15 protein-coding genes and 2 tRNA genes are annotated in these 17,813 nt (G+C 69.6%); 6 read left to right on the top strand and 11 right to left on the bottom strand.

Annotated elements, in window-relative coordinates; genetic code table 11:
• Positions 1–278: 278 nt before the first annotated feature.
• From ACLBXP_RS13995 to ACLBXP_RS13970, 6 genes are all read right to left on the bottom strand, one after another.
• Positions 279–354: transfer RNA gene (locus ACLBXP_RS13995), tRNA-Val, on the bottom strand.
• Between the two features lie 150 nt (positions 355–504).
• Positions 505–2,928, bottom strand: coding sequence for an endopeptidase La (lon, locus tag ACLBXP_RS13990; protein WP_447668331.1), 2,424 nt, complete (start codon positions 2,926–2,928; stop codon positions 505–507).
• A 324-nt stretch (positions 2,929–3,252) separates the two neighbouring features.
• The gene (gene clpX / locus ACLBXP_RS13985; protein ID WP_447668330.1) at positions 3,253–4,524 is read right to left on the bottom strand and encodes an ATP-dependent Clp protease ATP-binding subunit ClpX; all 1,272 of its coding nucleotides are present in this window, start codon (positions 4,522–4,524) and stop codon (positions 3,253–3,255) included.
• A gap of 221 nt (positions 4,525–4,745) precedes the next feature.
• Entirely contained in the window at positions 4,746–5,372 is a 627-nt protein-coding gene (locus tag ACLBXP_RS13980) for an ATP-dependent Clp protease proteolytic subunit (RefSeq protein ID WP_447668329.1), read from the bottom strand.
• A gap of 130 nt (positions 5,373–5,502) precedes the next feature.
• Complete coding sequence (tig, locus tag ACLBXP_RS13975) at positions 5,503–6,891, bottom strand: trigger factor (RefSeq protein ID WP_447668328.1); 1,389 nt, start codon at positions 6,889–6,891, stop codon at positions 5,503–5,505.
• 168 nt (positions 6,892–7,059) lie between these two features.
• Positions 7,060–7,144 (bottom strand) — tRNA-Leu (locus tag ACLBXP_RS13970).
• Between the two features lie 200 nt (positions 7,145–7,344).
• On the opposite strand from ACLBXP_RS13970, the gene ACLBXP_RS13965 reads away from it, so the two are divergent.
• On the top strand, positions 7,345–8,829 hold the full coding sequence (locus ACLBXP_RS13965; protein ID WP_447668327.1) for a multicopper oxidase family protein: 1,485 nt from the start codon (positions 7,345–7,347) through the stop codon (positions 8,827–8,829).
• 92 nt (positions 8,830–8,921) lie between these two features.
• Here the strand turns inward: ACLBXP_RS13965 and maiA are convergent, their stop codons facing one another.
• Both maiA and xoxF1 read right to left on the bottom strand, forming a co-directional pair.
• On the bottom strand, positions 8,922–9,566 hold the full coding sequence (maiA, locus tag ACLBXP_RS13960) for a maleylacetoacetate isomerase (RefSeq protein ID WP_447668326.1): 645 nt from the start codon (positions 9,564–9,566) through the stop codon (positions 8,922–8,924).
• A gap of 176 nt (positions 9,567–9,742) precedes the next feature.
• Complete coding sequence (gene xoxF1 / locus ACLBXP_RS13955) at positions 9,743–11,545, bottom strand: lanthanide-dependent methanol dehydrogenase XoxF1 (protein ID WP_447668325.1); 1,803 nt, start codon at positions 11,543–11,545, stop codon at positions 9,743–9,745.
• 732 nt (positions 11,546–12,277) lie between these two features.
• Here xoxF1 and ACLBXP_RS13950 point away from each other — a divergent pair.
• From ACLBXP_RS13950 to dgcA, 4 genes are all read left to right on the top strand, one after another.
• A complete protein-coding gene (locus ACLBXP_RS13950; protein ID WP_447668324.1) occupies positions 12,278–12,589 on the top strand; it encodes a hypothetical protein in 312 nt (103 codons plus the stop codon).
• Positions 12,590–12,650: 61 nt separating this feature from the next.
• Entirely contained in the window at positions 12,651–13,049 is a 399-nt protein-coding gene (locus tag ACLBXP_RS13945; RefSeq protein WP_447668323.1) for a TonB family protein, read from the top strand.
• 170 nt (positions 13,050–13,219) lie between these two features.
• Positions 13,220–14,263 carry an N-acetyltransferase DgcN gene (dgcN, locus tag ACLBXP_RS13940; RefSeq protein WP_447668322.1) on the top strand — a complete coding sequence of 348 codons (1,044 nt, stop codon included), beginning with the start codon at positions 13,220–13,222 and terminating at the stop codon, positions 14,261–14,263.
• Entirely contained in the window at positions 14,260–15,252 is a 993-nt protein-coding gene (gene dgcA / locus ACLBXP_RS13935) for an N-acetyl-D-Glu racemase DgcA (protein WP_447668321.1), read from the top strand. The genes dgcN and dgcA overlap by 4 nt, the downstream gene beginning before the upstream one ends.
• A gap of 19 nt (positions 15,253–15,271) precedes the next feature.
• On the opposite strand, the gene ACLBXP_RS13930 is transcribed toward dgcA, so the two are convergent.
• Together ACLBXP_RS13930 and ACLBXP_RS13925 are read right to left on the bottom strand one after the other, a co-directional pair.
• Entirely contained in the window at positions 15,272–15,613 is a 342-nt protein-coding gene (locus ACLBXP_RS13930) for a DUF1491 family protein (protein ID WP_447668320.1), read from the bottom strand.
• 98 nt (positions 15,614–15,711) lie between these two features.
• Entirely contained in the window at positions 15,712–16,092 is a 381-nt protein-coding gene (locus ACLBXP_RS13925; RefSeq protein WP_447668319.1) for a tautomerase family protein, read from the bottom strand.
• 96 nt (positions 16,093–16,188) lie between these two features.
• Between ACLBXP_RS13925 and ACLBXP_RS13920 the strand changes: the two genes are divergently transcribed.
• Complete coding sequence (locus ACLBXP_RS13920; protein ID WP_447668318.1) at positions 16,189–17,043, top strand: LysR substrate-binding domain-containing protein; 855 nt, start codon at positions 16,189–16,191, stop codon at positions 17,041–17,043.
• Between the two features lie 74 nt (positions 17,044–17,117).
• Here the strand turns inward: ACLBXP_RS13920 and ACLBXP_RS13915 are convergent, their stop codons facing one another.
• On the bottom strand, positions 17,118–17,798 hold the full coding sequence (locus tag ACLBXP_RS13915) for a peptidoglycan-binding protein (protein ID WP_447668317.1): 681 nt from the start codon (positions 17,796–17,798) through the stop codon (positions 17,118–17,120).
• Positions 17,799–17,813: the final 15 nt, after the last annotated feature.

The following is a 17,813-nucleotide window of genomic DNA, read 5'->3' as shown; positions in this document are numbered from 1 at the left end:
CCCCTGGCGTAGCACCCCATTGTCAGAGGCGTCACCGGCGGCGTCACTCCGGCGCAGTCCGCGAGGCCTTGCCGCTCACCGTTCGCCAAGCAATCAGCTCGCATCCGAGACGAACGCGCTCGGCCTCGCAGGCATTGGACGGCTGGGCAGTCATTGTCGCGCGACGCAAATTCAAGAAAATTCGGAGCGCCGCTTCACCAACGTGCCGGCACGGCAAAAAGGTTGCAGCCTCCGCCAAGTACAAATTCGGCCAAACCATCGATGACGCTGGCAAAAGATGGTGGGCGGTGAGGGACTCGAACCCCCGACCCTCTCCGTGTAAAGGAGACGCTCTACCAACTGAGCTAACCGCCCGCGCCGCATGGGTTAAGCAAGAGGCTGCCCGCACGCAAGGGCCGCCAAGGTTCGGCGTGCGCCTTCGGCGAGGACCGGACAGGCGAACGCCCCCGCGGCGGGGGCCGCGGAGGCGTTCGGGTTCGGGCGTTCGGGTTCGGGCAGGCGACGTCAGTGGGCGACGAGGCTGGCGCCGTCCTCGTCCGGGCGGGCCGGCGTCTTCGACGGCAGGGGCTCGTCCCACTCGATCGCCTCGGGCTGGCGCACCAGGGCGTGGGTGAGGACCTGATCCATGCGGGAGACCGGGATGATCTCCAGCCCGTTCTTCACGCTGTCGGGCACCTCGGCGATGTCCTTGGCGTTCTCCTCGGGGATCATGACCGTCTTGATACCGCCGCGGAGCGCGGCGAGCAGCTTCTCCTTGAGGCCGCCGATCGGCAGGACGCGGCCCCGCAGGGTCACCTCGCCGGTCATGGCCACCTCGCGGCGCACCGGGATGCCGGTGAGCGTCGAGATGATGGCGGTCGCCATGGCGATGCCGGCGGACGGACCGTCCTTCGGGGTCGCCCCCTCGGGAACGTGGACGTGGATGTCCCGGCGCTCGAAGAGCGGGGGCTCTATGCCGAAGTCGAGGGCCCGGGAGCGGACGTAGCTCGCCGCCGCCGAGATCGACTCCTTCATCACGTCCTTCAGGTTGCCCGTGACGGTCATCTTGCCCTTGCCGGGCATCATGACACCCTCGATCGTCAGGAGCTCGCCGCCGACCTCGGTCCAGGCCAGGCCCGTCACCACGCCGACCTGATCGTCCGCGTCGATCTCGCCGTAGCGGAACTTCGGCGGGCCGAGGAAGACCGGCAGGGTTTCGGTGTCGACCGCGATGACCTTGACCTTGGTGATCAGGATCTCCTTCACGGCCTTGCGGATGAGGTTGGAGATCTCGCGCTCCAGGTTGCGCACGCCGGCTTCCCGCGTGTAGCGGCGCACCAGCATGAGCAGGCCCTCGTCGGTGATCGACCACTCCTTGGCGTCGAGCCCGTGCTTCTTCAGAGCGTTCGGGATCAGGTGCTTGCGCGCGATCTCGACCTTCTCCTCCTCGGTGTAGCCCGCGATCCGGATCAGCTCCATGCGATCCATCAGCGGCCCGGGGATGTTGAGGGTGTTCGCCGTGGTGACGAACATCACGTTCGACAGGTCGTAGTCGACCTCGAGATAGTGGTCGTTGAAGGTGCTGTTCTGCTCCGGATCCAGAACCTCGAGGAGCGCCGCGGAGGGATCGCCGCGGAAATCCATGCCCATCTTGTCGATCTCGTCGAGCAGGATGAGCGGGTTCGAGGTCTTGGCCTTGCGCATCGACTGCACGATCTTGCCGGGCATCGAGCCGATATAGGTCCGGCGGTGCCCGCGGATCTCGGCCTCGTCCCGCACGCCGCCGAGCGACATGCGCACGAACTCACGGCCGGTCGCCTTGGCGATCGACTTGCCGAGCGACGTCTTGCCGACACCCGGAGGGCCGACGAGGCAGAGGATCGGGCCGGTGAGCTTGTTCGCCCGCTGCTGCACGGCGAGGTACTCGACGATCCGCTCCTTGACCTTCTCCAGGCCGAAATGATCCTCGTCGAGGAGCACCTGGGCGCCGAGCAGGTCCTTCTTGATCTTCGAGCGCTTGCCCCACGGGATGCCCAGCATCCAGTCGAGGTAGTTGCGCACCACCGTGGCCTCGGCCGACATCGGCGACATCTGGCGCAGCTTCTTCAGCTCGGCGGTGGCCTTCTCGCGGGCCTCCTTCGAGAGCTTGGTCTTCTCGATTTTCTCCTCGAGCTCGGCCAGCTCGTCGCGGCCGTCCTCGTCGCCGAGCTCCTTCTGGATCGCCTTCATCTGCTCGTTGAGGTAGTACTCGCGCTGGGTCTTCTCCATCTGCCGCTTCACGCGGGTCCGGATGCGCTTCTCCACCTGGAGCACGGAGATCTCGCTCTCCATCAGCGACAGCACGCGCTCGAGGCGCTGGGCCACCGTCGGGATCTCGAGGATCGCCTGCTTGTCGGCGATCTTGACGGCGAGGTGCGAGCCGATCGTGTCGGCGAGCTTCGAGGGCTCGTCGATCTGCGTCACGGCCGAGATCACCTCGGGAGAGATCTTCTTGTTGAGCTTCACGTAGTTCTCGAACTCGGACACCACCGAGCGCGCCAGCGCCTCGGCCTCGACGCGGTCGCCGAGGTCGTCGGCGAGGGCCTGGGCCTCGGCCTCGTAGTAGTCCTCCGAGCGGGTGAAGGCGGAGATCTTGGCGCGGCCCGCGCCCTCGACCAGCACCTTCACGGTGCCGTCGGGCAGCTTCAGGAGCTGCAGCACCGAGGCGAGGGTGCCGATGGTGTAGATCGCGTCGGTGGCCGGGTCGTCGTCGCCCGCGTTGATCTGCGTCGCGAGCAGGATGTGGCGGTCGCTGCGCACGGCTTCCTCAAGGGCGCGGATCGACTTCTCGCGGCCGACGAAGAGGGGCACGATCATGTGCGGAAAGACGACGATGTCGCGCAGCGGCAGGACGGCGTAGGCGCCCGTCGAACCCGGGACGACCGGCTGGCGCGATTTCGACTGAGTCATGGCTGACTTCCTCATGATGGACGCCGGGCCGCCTCTCCTCCGGGAACGAAGCAAGCAGGCTGCCAGGGGCCGACCGGGCCGCGAGGGTCGGATGTCGTAGGGACTTTGCGGCTGGTGGCGCGGCACCGCACCTCTGAGAGGAGCGCGCGGCCACTGCGCTGACCCTGAAGTGGTCCCCGGGAGCGGCCGTTTCAAGCGGCGCACCCGGACTCGAAAACACGGGGCCTGTGCGCGTTTCACAGGGCCTGCCAGTCACTTAGCCCCTTGAAATCGGGCTCGGGCGACCGGTGCCGCGGCGCGCCGGGCGCGCCGCGGACCAAAGCCTCAGGCGCTGACGCTCGCCGGGGCTTCCTTGTTGCGGTCGCCGTGGATGAAGAGCGGGCGCGCCTTGCCCTCCACCACCTCGGGCCCGATCACCACCTGCTCGACCGAATCGAGACCCGGCAGGTCGTACATCGTGTCGAGGAGGATCGTCTCCAGGATGGAGCGCAGGCCGCGGGCGCCGGTCTTGCGCTCGATCGCCTTGCGGGCGACGAGGCTCAACGCCTCCTCCTGGAAGGTCAGGTCCACGTTCTCCATCTCGAACAGGCGCTGGTACTGCTTGACGAGCGCGTTCTTGGGCTCCTGCAGGATCTTCTTGAGGGCCGCCTCGTCGAGATCCTCCAGCGTCGCCAGCACCGGCAGGCGGCCGACGAACTCGGGGATGAGGCCGAACTTCAGGAGGTCCTCCGGCTCGACCGAGCGGAAGATCTCGCCGGTGCGGCGGTCGTCGGGGGCCTGCACGCTGGCGCCGAAGCCGATCGAGGTGCCCTTGCCGCGCTGGGAGATGATCCGCTCCAGCCCCGCGAAGGCGCCGCCGCAGATGAACAGGATGTTGGTGGTGTCGACCTGCAGGAACTCCTGCTGCGGGTGCTTGCGGCCGCCCTGCGGAGGAACGCTGGCGACGGTGCCCTCCATGATCTTCAGGAGCGCCTGCTGCACGCCCTCGCCCGAGACGTCGCGGGTGATCGAGGGGTTGTCCGACTTGCGGGAGATCTTGTCGATCTCGTCGATGTAGACGATGCCGCGCTGCGCCCGCTCGACGTTGTAGTCGGAGGCCTGGAGCAGCTTGAGGATGATGTTCTCGACGTCCTCGCCGACGTAGCCGGCCTCCGTGAGCGTCGTCGCGTCAGCCATGGTGAAGGGCACGTCGAGGATGCGCGCGAGGGTCTGCGCGAGCAGCGTCTTGCCGGAGCCGGTCGGCCCGATCAGCATGATGTTCGACTTGGCCAGCTCGACGTCGTTGTGCTTCGTCGCGTGGGCGAGGCGCTTGTAGTGGTTGTGCACGGCGACCGAGAGGACCTTCTTGGCGAAGTCCTGGCCGATGACGTAGTCGTCGAGGACCCGGCGGATCTCCTTCGGGGTCGGCACGCCGTCGCGCGACTTCACGAGCGAGGACTTCGACTCCTCGCGGATGATGTCCATGCACAGCTCGACGCACTCGTCGCAGATGAACACCGTCGGGCCCGCGATCAGCTTGCGGACCTCGTGCTGGCTCTTGCCGCAAAACGAGCAGTACAGCGTGCTCTTCGAGTCGTTGCCGCCAGTCTTGCTCATATCGGTCTCCGATTCGTGCGCACCGTGCCGGCCAGGGGCGCAGGCGCATCGCTCACAGTTAAGGGCATCCGCTTAAAGAAACAGTCACCTGCGCGCATGTGACGGGGCCGAGGGCCGGATTCCCGATGCAAACACGCTGCCGCGGCGGGATCAAGGCGGCAGGGCGACGCCCGCGCTCCCGCAAAGGGCGCATGGGCGGCGCTGAGGGACGCACGAGAGGCTTAGGCCGCCGCGGGCTCGGGGCGCTTCTGGATGACCTCGTCGATGAGGCCGAACTCCTTGGCGGCGTCCGCGGTCATGAAGTTGTCGCGCTCGAGGGCCTGGTGAATGGTCTCGTAGTCGCGGCCGGTGTGCTTCACGTAGATCTCGTTGAGGCGCCGCTTCAGGGCCTCGATCTCGCGGGCGTGGATCAGGATGTCGGTGGCCTGGCCCTGGAAGCCGCCGGAGGGCTGGTGGACCATGATGCGGGCGTTCGGCAGGGCGAAGCGGTGGCCCGGCTCGCCGGCCGTGAGGAGCAGCGAGCCCATCGAGGCGGCCTGGCCGACGCAGAGCGTTGTCACCGGGCAGCGGATGAACTGCATGGTGTCGTAGATCGAGAGGCCGGACGTCACCACGCCGCCGGGCGAGTTGATGTAGAAGGAGATCTCCTTCTTGGGATTCTCGGCCTCGAGGAAGAGGAGCTGGGCGACGATGAGCGAGGCGCCGTAATCCTCGACCGGGCCGGTGAGGAAGATGATCCGCTCGCGCAGCAGCCGGGAGTAGATGTCGAAGGCGCGCTCGCCGCGGCTCGATTGCTCGACCACCATGGGGACGAGCGCGCTGTTGTAGTAGTCGACCGGATCTCTCATGGCGTGCCCCAGGCTCCAAGGGGCCCGGCCACCGCGCGAATCACGCGAGGACCGGGCGAAACAGCGAACGACGGCGACGGTTAACGCCGCCTAACCCGCGCCCGCCGCCCCGGAACGGGACCCGGCGGGCTCAGTCGGCCTTGTCGGCCGGCTTCTCTTCGGCGGCGTCGGCTTCGGCGTCCTCATCGGCGAAGAGCGCCTCCTTCGAGACGGGCTCCTCGACAAGTTTGACCTGCGCGAGGACGTGGTCAACCACCTTCTCCTCGAACAGCGGCGCGCGAAGCTCGGCGAGCGCCTGTGCATTCTTCCGGTAGAAGTCCCAGACCTGCTGCTCCTGGCCCGGGAACTGCCGGACCCGGGCGATGAGGGCCTGGTTCACCTCCTCGTCGGAGACCTTGATATCGGCGCTCTCGCCGACCTGCGCAAGCACCAAGCCGAGGCGGACGCGACGCTCGGCGATCTTGCGGTACTCGGCCGTGGCCTTCTCCTCGGTGGTGTCCTCGTCCTCGAAGGTCTTGCCGCGGGTCTTCAGGTCCTGCTCGACCTGCGCCCACACGGAGGCGAACTCCTGGGCGACGAGGGAGGGGGGCAGGTCGAAGGCGTACTTGCCGTCGAGCGCGTCGAGCAGCTCCTTCTTGAGCTTGCGCCGGGAGGCGGCCTCGTAGTCGGAGCCGATGGCCTTCTCGACGGCCTCCTTGAGCTTGTCGAGGCTCTCGAGCCCGAGGCCCTTGGCGAAGTCGTCGTCGATGGTGGCCTCGCCGGGCGCCTGGATCTTCGTCACCGTGACGTCGAACTCGGCCGCTTTCCCGGCCAGGGCCTCGGCGCCGTAGGCCTCCGGGAAGGTCGCCTTGACGAGGCGGCTCTCGCCGACCTTGGCGCCGACGAGCTGCTCCTCGAAGCCCGGGATGAAGGTGCCCGAGCCGAGCTCCAGGTCGATGCCCTCGCCCTTGCCGCCCTCGAACTCGGTGCCGTCGATCCGGCCCACGAAGTCGATGGTGACGCGGTCGCCGGTCTCGGCGGCGGCGCCCGCCTCGCGCTCGCTGAACGGACGGCTCTGGCCGGCCATGCGGTCGAGCGCCTCCTGGACCTCGGCCTCGGAGGGCTTGGCGACGAGCTTCTTCAGCTCGACGTCCGAGAGGTCGGCGAGCTCGAAGCTCGGCAGCACCTCGAGCGCCACCTTGAAGGAGAGGTCGGCCTTGGCGTCGAGGGCCTGCTCGACGGCGGACTTGTCCTCGGGGAACTCGATCTGCGGCTCGAGGGCGAGCTTGAGGCCGTTGTCGGTCACGATCTTCTGGTTGGCCTCGTTGACGGCGTTCTGCACGACGTCGGCCATGATCGAGCGGCCATAGACCTTGCGCAGGTGCGCGACCGGCACCTTGCCGGGCCGGAAGCCCTTGAGCTGCACCTTGTCCTTCATGCCGGACAGCTCGGTGGTCAGGCGATCCTCGAGTTCCTTGGCGGCAAGGAGAACCTGAAACTCGCGCTTCAGCCCCTCGGAACGTGTCTCGGTCACCTGCATCGTCGTCTTTCCGCTCTTCGAAGTGTCTGTGTCGTCGGATCCCGTCCGCGACCCGCGAGCGCGGGCGCGCGGCGGCACGGGGCGCCGGGTGATCGGCCGACTCAAAGCGGCTGGGTTGGGCCGGCCTCGTTCCTGGAGGGAGGAGCCAATCCGTTCCCGACGGCGGCCTGGTGCGGGCGGAGGGGCTCGAACCCCCACGTCTTGCGACACTGGAACCTAAATCCAGCGCGTCTACCAGTTCCGCCACGCCCGCGAGCGCCAACACCCGGCGCGCGAACCGCCCGCCGGAGGGCGGGTCTATAGCACGCGGGTGCCGGCCCGCAGCAAAAAACTTGCGGAGCCGCGGCGAGCCTCCCGGCAAGGACCCGGCAAGGAGCCCGACGGTGGCGCGTCCGGCCCCCCGCCGCTACAAGCGTGCGCCCGAAGCCCGACGACCCCGCCGTACGAGGTGTCATGCCGCCTGCCCGCCCCCCGCGTCCGCCCCGCGCCCGTCCGTCGCGCCGCACGCTCCTGAGCCGCGCGCTGCTGGGCGGCCTGGCAGTCACCGGCCTGATCCCGCGCGCAGGCTCGGCGCAGCCGGCGCAGAAGCCCGCGGCGGCGCCCCCTCCCCCTCCGGCTCCGGCGCCGGCCCCCGAGGCGAAGCCGCTGGCGGCCGCCCCCGCGAAGATCCGGCTGCGCCCCGAGCCCGCCGCCGAGACGCCGGTCTGGTCCCTCGGCCCCGAGGGCGGGCGTCCGCCGGTGATCCGGGTGCGGCTCGGCGAGACGGTCCGGCTGCGGGTCGAGAACCGCACCGACAAGCCCCTGTCGCTGCACTGGCACGGCGTGCGCAACCAGAACGCCATGGACGGGGTCGGCGGGGTGACGCAGCCGCCGATCCCGCCGGGGGGCGACTTCACCTACAGCTTCGTGCCGCCGGATGCCGGCACCTACCTCGCCCGGCCCCTCGTGGTCGGCGGGTCGAGCGAGCCCTCCGGCCGGGGCCTTGCGGGCTTCCTGATCGTCGAGGAGAAGACGCCGCCGGCCGTCGACGCGGACGTCACCCTCCTGATGCAGGACTGGCGCCTGCAGGAGGATGCCACCCTGCTGTCCTTCGGCCAGACGGCCTTCGCGGCGGCCGGCGGACGCCTCGGCAACCTCGTGACCGTCAACGGCCGGCCGACGCCGGAGACCTTCGCGGCGCGCCCGGGCAGCCGGGTCCGCATCCGCCTCGGCAACGCCTGCAACGCCCGGGGCACGCGCCTGCGCTTCGAGGGCGTGAAGGTCTACGTGGCGGCGGTCGACGGCCAACCCACCGACACCTTCGAGCCGCTCCGCGCCACCCTCCCCTTCCCGCCCGGCACCCGCTACGACCTGCTCGTCGACCTGCCGGCGGAGCCCGGCGCGCAGGGTTCGATCCAGGCGCTGATCGGCCAGGGGCTGACCCTCGCCACCGTCACCACCAAGGGCGAGCCCGTCACGGAGAAGCGGCCCCCGATCGGCCCGATCGGCGACAACAAGCTGCTGCCCGCCGAGGTGAAGCTGCAGAACGCGATCCGCCGCGACATCGTGATCGCGGGGGGCGCCGCGGTCGACAAGGCCAAGCCCGAGGCCGAGCCGACCTATTCGGGAGACCCGGGCAAGATCTGGCTCGTCAACGGCGTGAGCGGTGCGGCGGGCGCGGCCCCGTCCTTCTCGGTGAAGCGCGGCTCGGTGGTCGTGCTGGCGCTGCGCAACGAGACCGCCTTCCCCCAGGCGCTCCACCTGCACGGGCACGTCTTCCGGCTGCTCCACCCCCTCGACGATGGCTGGGAGCCCTACTGGCTCGACACCTTCCAGCTCCTCGAGGGCCGCACCGCCCGCATCGCGTTCCTGGCCGACAACCCGGGCCGCTGGCTGATCAGCGCCACCGTGCTGGAGCGCTTCGACACCGGGCTCTGGACCTCCTTCGACGTGACCTGAGAGGCCATCCCGGAGGAGCGATCGCCCTCCACGGGCAGCGCGGCACCCGGGAGGATGCTTGCCCGTCGACGGCGCGGGCGCGGCAGCCGGCCTCAGGCCGGCGCCCCGGGCTGGCGCAGCGGGTGAGCCCGCGCGAAGGCGTCCTGCGCGAGGCAGTCCTCGGCGATGCGCCGCACCGTCGGGTAGGCCGCCGTCTCGACCCCGAAGATGCCGGTGCCGACCCAAAGGCTGACGAGGCAGAGGTCGGCGTGGCTCAGCGCGTCGCCCTGGCAGTAGCGGCCGGTGCCGGGCTCGCCGGAGAGGCGCGTCTCCAGGGTTTCGAGGCCCGTGGTGAAGACGTGGCGCACGAAGCCCAGCATGCGCTCCCGGGGCAGGTCGTAGGCCTCCATCAGGTAGGTGCGCACGCGCGGCACGTAGAGCGGGTGCGTGTCGCAGGCCACGACCTGCGCGAGCGAGCGGGCGCGGGCCCGGGCGCGCGGCTCGGTCGGCAGGAGCGGAACGGCGGGGTGGGTCTCCTCGAGGTAGTCGAGGATCGCGAGGGACTGGGTCAGGGGCGGCCCGTCGCCGTCGAACAGGGCCGGCACCGCGCCCTGCGGGTTGATGGCCCGGAACTCCGGCTTGTGCTGGTCGCCCGCGTCGAGATCGATGAAGGTCTCCTCGCAGGGGATGCCCTTCAGGTTGAGCGCGATGCGCACCCGGAAGGCGGCGGCCGAGCGCCAGTTGCCGTACATCTTCATGGAGCGTGTGTCCTGCCTCGTCGGCGCGGACCACAGCCGATGCGCCGCCCCGGCGCAAGGGGCGGTGCCACCCTGGGATCGACCGAGGTCGGCGGATCCGTGCGGGCCACGACGAAAAAAGTGCCGGCGCGGAAATCCGCGCCGGCACCCGGTTTCGAGGTCGGACCTGCGGCCGATTAGTTCGGCAGCGTGAAGACGGTCAGCTGACCACCGAGGTTGGTGTAGTTCGACAGGGCCGCGTAGCCGCCCACCGCGCCGAGACCGGCATTCGGGTCGGTGAGACCGGCCGCCAGGCCGATGCCCGCCCAGCCACCGACACCCGACAGGATGCCAACGTACTGCTTGCCCTTGTGCTGGTAGGTCATCACGTTGCCGATGATGCCCGACGGCGTCTTGAACTTGTACAGCTCCTTGCCGGTCTTCGAGTCGACCGCCTTCAGGTAGCCCTCCAGCGTGCCGTAGAAGACCACGTCACCCGCCGTGGCGAGCGCGCCCGACCACACCGAGAACTGCTCCGGGTTCGACCATTTGATCTTCCCGTTCACGCCATCCCAGGCGATGAAGTTGCCCATGCCGCCGTGCGAGTTCGGGGCCGGGTACATCGACAGGGTCGCGCCCACGTAGGGCTGGCCCGGGGTGTAGGACACCTTGAAGGGCTCGTAGTCCATGCAGACGTGGTTGGTCGGCACGTAGAACAGCTGCGTCTTCGGCGAGTAGGCCGCCGGCTGCTGGTCCTTGGAGCCCAGCGCGGCCGGGCAGATGCCCTTCGAGTTCACGTCCTCGCCGTTCTGCTCGGTCGAGTACTTCGACACGACCAGCGGACGGCCGTACTCCTTCGAACCCTTGTCCATCTCGACCTTGGTGGCCCAGTTCACGACCGGATCGTACTTCTCGGCGACGAGCAGCTCGCCGGTGGCGCGATCGAGGGTGTAGCCGAAGCCGTTGCGGTCGAAGTGGGTGAGCAGCGGACGCTCCTTGCCGCCGACCTTCTGATCCGAGAGGATCATCTCGTTGACGCCGTCGAAGTCCCACTCGTCGTGGGGCGTCATCTGGTAGACCCACTTGGCCATGCCGGTATCCGGGTTACGTCCCCAGATCGTCATCGACCAACGGTTGTCACCCGGACGCTGCTTGGGGTTCCAGGTCGAGGGGTTGCCCGAGCCGTAGTACATCAGGTCGAGCTTGGGATCGTAGGAGAACCAGCCCCAGGTGCAGCCGCCGCCGGTCTTCCACTGATCGCCTTCCCAGGTCTTCAGCGAGGAGTCCTTGCCGACAGGCTTGCCGAGAGAAGTGGTCTTCTCGGGATCGACCAAAATCTGATCGTCCGGACCGACCGAGTAGCCGCGCCAGACCTTCTTGCCGGACTTCAGGTCGTAGGCGGTGACGTGGCACTGCACGCCGAACTCGCCGCCGGAGATGCCGACGATGACCTTGTCCTTGACCGGCAGGACGGTGGCGGTGTTGGTCTCGCCTTTCTTCGGGTCGCCGTTAACGACCGACCAGTTCACCTTGCCCGACTTGGCGTCGAGCGAGACGAGGGTGGTGTCGGCCTGGTGCAGCAGGATGGCGCCGTCGGCGTAGGCCAGGCCACGGTTGACCGTGTCGCAGCACATCACCGGGATCACGGACGGATCCTGCTTGGGCTCGTACTTCCAGACGATCTTGGCCTCGTGGTCGAGGTCGAGCGCGTAGACGATGTTCGGGAAGGGGGTGTGGACGTACATCATGTTGCCGACGACGAGGGGCGAGCCCTCGTGGCCGCGCAGCACGCCCGTCGAGAAGGTCCAGGCGACCTGGAGGTTCTTGACGTTGGAAGCGTTGATCTGGTCGAGCTTCGAGTAACGGGTGTTGGCGTAGTCAACCGTCTGAAGCACCTGGTCCGCCGGGTTGGCGATGCCTTTCAGGACGCTCTCATTGGCCAGCGCCGGGGTGGCAACCGCCACGCTCGCGCCGAGCGCGAGAAGATGGACTGCTCTCATGGACTCCTCCACAGCAATGCTTCGCTTTTGTTGCCGGTCCTAGCCGGAGACCGCGCCTGCCTTGGGGCAAGTGCTGCCAGCAGTCTTGCTTGAGACGACCAGAGATCATCCAGCTGCAAGGCCGCAATCACCATCCCTACCGAGGACCCTTCTGAAAGGCAATAATAAAAAAATAAGTGAAACAAAAATCATATTATGATTTCAGATAATAAATATGCATATCTAATGGATTGCATAGACTTCCGTCCTACACATCCTGATATATTATGATTTTCTTAATTTCTGTCTTGGCGCTTATTACATCATTGACACCTGAGATTAGTTGGATAGCTTGGATGGGCTTGTGACTGGATCCAAACGGCTTTTCGTTGTTACCGCTCGGGAGCCTCTAAGATCACGGCGAAGTCTCGCGACTTCGCCGTTTTTCTTTGTGATCTGCTCCGGCTTTTGCTCCCTCATCAGCCTGGAACGCGCGGTGCGTTCGACAGCGAAAGCTCCTGAAATCCAAGCCTTCTAAAGCATATCGGGCGTCAGCTTGCAGTTCGGGAAAGATGTGTCAATGACCAGGACAATTCGGCAAAAACATCCGGGAAGACTTTGAGCGGACAGATTGCCGAAATATCCCGGTCTTGACCTGCCTCACACAGTTGATCCGCCCCGGAGCAGGGTCGGATCCGCGGCGTGACGACGTCCGCGCGACGGGCGTGGGCCGCGATCCAGGAGCGACATCCGATGACGAAGTTCATGCTCGGCTGTGCGGCGCTGAGCTGCGTGGCGACCGGCGCGCCGCGCGCCGCGGAGGTCAGGCTGACCTCATACGGCTGCAAGTCGCTGCTCGCCGCGGAGCAGTTGCTGAACCCAGGGGCGGCGGACACCGAAGGCCATCAGGACCGCCTCAAGAGACTGGTCCGCGCCGGCGAATGCCGCCTCTGGCAGACCGGCGAGACCGTCAGTGCCGAGGCCGAGAGCGACGGGTTCACCTGCTTCGCCCGCACGGACGCGCGAAACATCTGCTACTGGTCCGCCAACTCGCTCACGCGGTAACCCGACCGCTCCGGCAAGCTACGGGGTGGACCATGCGTCGCGTGACGCGGGTAGACCTGTGGTGCCCGGGGCCGCGATGATGGGCTCGGGCACGATGCGCGCCGTCAGCTTCCTCGTATCCTCGCTCGCCGGGGGTCCGATCGCACTCCCGTCCGCGGTTGGGCCGGCGCAGGCCGAGAGCCTGCCGGACTGGGCAGCGCAGGCCTCCCGCGAGATCCGCAGGTCCTACCGCCCGCCAGCGGGCTACGGCCATCCCGCCGCGCCCCTGACGACGCTCATTCGGTTCGCGGTCGATCGTGAGGGACGGATCAGCCAGGTGATGGTCGCACAGGGCAGCGGACTGGCCGGTCTCGATGCCGCCGCGCTCCGCGCCGTTCGCGCCGCGCAGCCGCTGAAGCCGCCGCCACTGCCGCCGGGGAAGGACACGATGGTCGTGAACGTACCGATCACCTTCCAGTAGAGCCTCACTCCACGACCATCGGATCCCGGGAAGCCCCGCCCTCGCAGGCCGGGACCGCTTCGTAGCGGGAACTCCGGCTCGGGGCCGGGCGGCCCCATGTCAGGCGTTGGCGTTCCGCGGCGTGATGGCGCATAGACGGGCCGATGCGCCCGCCGGCCGAAAGGTTCCCGATGCAGATCGCCACGCCCTACCTGATGTTCCTCGGCGACGTGCCCGACCGGCTCGCGGCCAAGACCGCCTACGGCATCGCGGACTGGCGGCCGGACTGGTGTGTCGGCCAGATGCGCCTGCCCGGCTGCGCGGCCGATCTCGGCATCCCCGACCTCACCCTGGCCGAGGCGGTGGAGAAGGGCTGCCGCACCCTGGTGATCGGCGTGGTCAACGCGGGCGGCGTGCTGCCCGAGCACTGGATCGCCGAGATCGTGGCGGCGCTGGAGGCGGGTCTCGACGTGGCGAGCGGCCTGCACGTGCGCCTCGGCTCGATCCCGGCGATCGCCGAGGCCGCGCGGGCGAGCGGCCGGGCGCTCCACGACGTGCGTCACACCACCGAGACCTTCCCGACCGGCAAGGGCACCCGCCGCCCGGGGCTGCGCCTCCTCACCGTCGGCACCGACTGCTCCGTCGGCAAGAAGTACACGGTGCTGGCCCTGGAGCGCGGCATGCGCGAGCGTGGGCTCGACGCGGACTTCCGCGCCACGGGCCAGACCGGGGTGTTCATCTCGGGTCGCGGCGCGGCGATCGACGCCGTGGTGGCGGACTTCATCTCGGGGGCGGTGGAGTGGATCTCGCCCGCCGCGGAGCCCGGCCACTGGGATCTCATCGAGGGCCAGGGCTCGCTCTACCACCCGTCCTTCGCGGGCGTCAGCCTCGGGCTGCTGCACGGGGCGCAGGCCGATGCCTTCGTGGTCTGCCACGAGCCGACCCGCACCACCATGCGGGGCGTGCAGCACCCGCTGCCCTCGATCCGCGCGGTGATCGACCTCACGGTGCAGCTCGGGCGCCTGACGAACCCCGACATCCGCCCCGTGGGCATCGCGGTGAACACGCAGGCCCTCGGCGAGGCCGAGGCGCGGGCGCTCCTCGCGGACCTTGCCGCCGAGCACGACCTGCCGGCCACCGACCCGGTGCGGTTCGGCGTGGAGGGCCTCGTCGACCGGATCGTCGCCGCGTTCCCCGCCACGCGCCGGACGGCCCCCGCCGGAGCCGGCGCGTGAGCCGCCGCCTCACCGTCGCCGTCGAGCGCTTCCCGATCGCGGGCGCCTTCACGATCGCCCGGGGCAGCCGCACCGAGGCCGTGGTGGTGACGGCCACGGTCGCAGACGACACCGAGCGCCCCGCCCTCGGCCGCGGCGAGTGCGTGCCCTATGCCCGCTACGGCGAGAGCCCGGAGAGCGTGGCGGCGCTGATCGAGGCCCAGGCGGAGGCGGTGGCGGCGGGCCTCACCCGGGCCGAGCTCCTGGAGCGCCTGCCCGCGGGCGCCGCCCGCAATGCCCTCGACTGCGCCCTGTTCGACCTCGAGGCGAAGCTCGTCGGGCGCCCGGCCTGGGAGCTCGCAGGCCTCACCGCCCCCGCCCCTGCGGTGACCGCCTACACGCTGAGCCTCGGCAGCCCCGAGAGCATGGAGGCGGCGGCCCGCGCGGCCGCGGACCGGCCCCTCCTGAAGGTGAAGCTCGGCGGCGCCGGCGATCCCGAGCGCATCGCCGCGGTGCGCCGGGGGGCGCCGGCAGCCCGCCTCATCGTCGACGCCAACGAGGCCTGGCGCCGAGAGACCCTGGAGGCCAACCTCGCGGCCTGCGTCGCGGCGGGCGTCGGGCTGATCGAGCAGCCCCTGCCGGCGGGCGAGGACGCCCTGCTCGCCGAGATCGCGCGGCCGATCCCGCTCTGCGCCGACGAGAGCCTGCACGACCGCTCGGGCCTCGACGCGCTCAGCGACCGCTACGACGCCATCAACATCAAGCTCGACAAGACCGGCGGCCTCACCGAGGCCGTGATGCTCGCCCACGAGGCGCGGGCGCGGGGGCTCGCCCTGATGGTCGGCTGCATGGTCGGCACCTCGCTCGCCATGGCGCCCGCCATGCTGCTCGCCCACCACGCCGACTACGTGGACCTCGACGGCCCGCTGCTGCTCGCCCGCGACCGGGAGCCCGCCCTGCGCTTCGCGGGCAGCACCATCCACCCGCCCGACGCGGATCTGTGGGGCTGAGCGCTGCTCGGCCAGCCATCTACTCAGCCAAATCCAGGAAGTGGCGGCCCGCCCGGTCGTCGATCTCGATGAGCCAGAGATCCGAGTCGAAGCGGGCCTCCTTGGCGATCCGCTCCTCGACGTCGAGGGGCGTGCCCCCCGTGAGGAGCGGCGCGAAGCGGCGCTCGCCGGAATCCTCCGCCCCGAACAGGGCCTGCGGCGCCGGGCCGTAGAGGTCGGCCGTCCCGTCGAGCCGATCGACCTTGGCGAACACCGCCCCAGCCTCCGCCGCGCCCCGCCGCCGCAGCACGGCCGGGATGCCCTCCACGTCGAGCCGGCGCAGGTGCGCCGACACGAAGAAGTCCGAGCGCAGGCGGGCCATGGGTGCGGTTCCTCTCGCCCCGCGAAGACGCGGTGCGGGGCGCTCTCTAGCACGTCAGCAGGTCGGGCAACCCCGGGCAGGGATCGCGCCGACCCGCGTCACGCGTACTGAGCGAGGCCGTGGCCGAAGGACCAGTTCACCGTCTCGACCTCGACGAGGTTGATGAACACGTCCTCCGGGCGGACGCCGGGGCTCTCGGCGAGCCGTTCCGTGATGCGCCGGAACAGGGCCTTCTTCTGCTCCGGGGGACGCGTGTTGCTCACGGTCAGCTGGATGAGCAGGAGATCGTCGCTGCGCCGGATCCCGAGATAGGACGCACCGTAGCGGAAGCTCGCGCCGTCATGCTCGGTGATGGACATGAACTGATCGTCCTCGGGCACGGTGAAGGACTCCCGCATGGCCTGATACAGGCTGTCGAAAATGGCCTGGCGATAGGCGGCCGGCTTTCCGGCACGCATGGCGATGTGGGTGAGCGGCATCGAGCATTCTCCTCGTCGGTGCAGTGCCATGTTGCGGCTCGCCCCGTCATATTGATATGCTATCCGAACCGATTTCAGTCATAACGTTTGAAAATCATGAGCGGCGTACTCGACCTCGATGCCGTCCTGGCCTTCGTCCGCATCGCCGAGTTCGAGAGCTTCACGCGGGCGGCCGAGGCGATGGGGACGACGCAGGCCGCGGTCAGCCTCAAGCTGAAGCGGCTGGAGGAGCGGCTCGGCCGCCGGCTCATCGAGCGGACGCCCCGCCACGTCCGGCTCTCCGCGCAGGGCGCGGCCTTCCTGGAGCACGCCCGCGAACTCCTGCGGACCCATGACCGGGCGCTCGCGGTGTTCGGCGAGGCCCGGGAGCGCCTGACCATCGGCATCAGCGACCATGTCGCGGGGCCCGAACTGCCCGCGCTGATCGCGCGGATGAACGCGCGGGATCCGCACCTGCTGATCGAGATCCGGATCGGGTCCTCCCGGGACCTGCTCCAGAGCTTCGACCGGCGGGAACTCGACACGGTGATCGTCCGCCAGCACGACGGGCGCGGCGACGGCGAGGTCGTCGCGGAGGAGCGGTTCGGGTGGTTCGCGGCGCCAGCCTGGCGGCACCGGGCCGGCGAGCCCCTGCCCCTCGCTACGCTGGCTGAGCCCTGCGGCGTGCGCGCGATGGCCGGGCAGCACCTCGACGCGGCCGGCGTTCCCTGGCGGGAGGTCTTCGTCGGCGGCGGGGTCGCGGCCGTCGCGGCGGCCGTGACCGCGGGTCTCGGCGTCGCGGCCCTGCCGCCGCGCATGTTGCCGCTCGGCGCCGTCGATGTCGGGCCGGCGCTCGGCCTACCCGACCTGCCGCGTCTCCCCGTCCTCCTGCACTCGCGGATCGGGGGTGGCCGTCCGCGCGACGCGCTGACCGCCCTCTCGGCAGCCTACCGCAGCGCCGTTCGGGGCTGAGGCGAGCGAAATCGGGGCTGTCCGGCCCCCGGACGAACCGTCGGGGGACGCGCCGTGCGGAGGGCGCTCTCGCTTCAGCCCGGCGGCAGGCCGGCGCGGGCGGCGAGCTCGCGCAGGGTCCGGCCGCTGGGCTCGCCCTTCACGGGGAGCTTGCGGTCGCGCTCGAACTTCTCGATGGCCGCCCGGGTGCCCGTGCCCATCAGGCCGTCGGGCTTGAGCGGACCGTAGCCGAGCTTGACCAGGGCGCGCTGGGCCTGGAGGACGGCGGGCGCCGGCTTCGGCGTCACCGAGGCGGTGGTCTCGTCGGCGCGGATCAGGTCGCCGATGGCGTCGCGCCGCGGCGGAGCCTCGGCGGCCCGGGCGCCCCGGGGAACCTCGGCCTCCCGCGGCGCCTCGTTGGCCTTCTCCGGGGACGGCTTGTCGGCGGTCACGGTACGGGCCGGCGTGCGGGGCGCCTCCTGGCGGGTCGCGATCTTGGGCAGGATGGGGGCCGGGTGGCGGCCCACCTGGAAGCCCAGGGCATTGAGGCAGACGAGGGCCGCAGCCCCCGTCGCCGCGGTCGCGCCGAGGACCCCGAGGGGGTTCGCCCGGCAGTGCCGGGCCGCGCCGCGGGCGAGGTACCCCAGCGCCGCCCGAAGCTCGCCGGCCTCCTGCCGGGCGCTCGGCGCCCGCCGACGCGGGGGCTGGCCAGCGGACTGGCTCGGCCGGGCGCTGCGCGCCTCGCCGGCCACGATGATCTCGCGATGGTCCCGCATGCTGTCCCCTCGCTC

This window comes from Methylobacterium sp. A54F, assembly GCF_053346035.1.
Note: the sequence above shows the minus strand (reverse complement) of the source record. Positions and strands in the feature narration are given on the sequence as shown.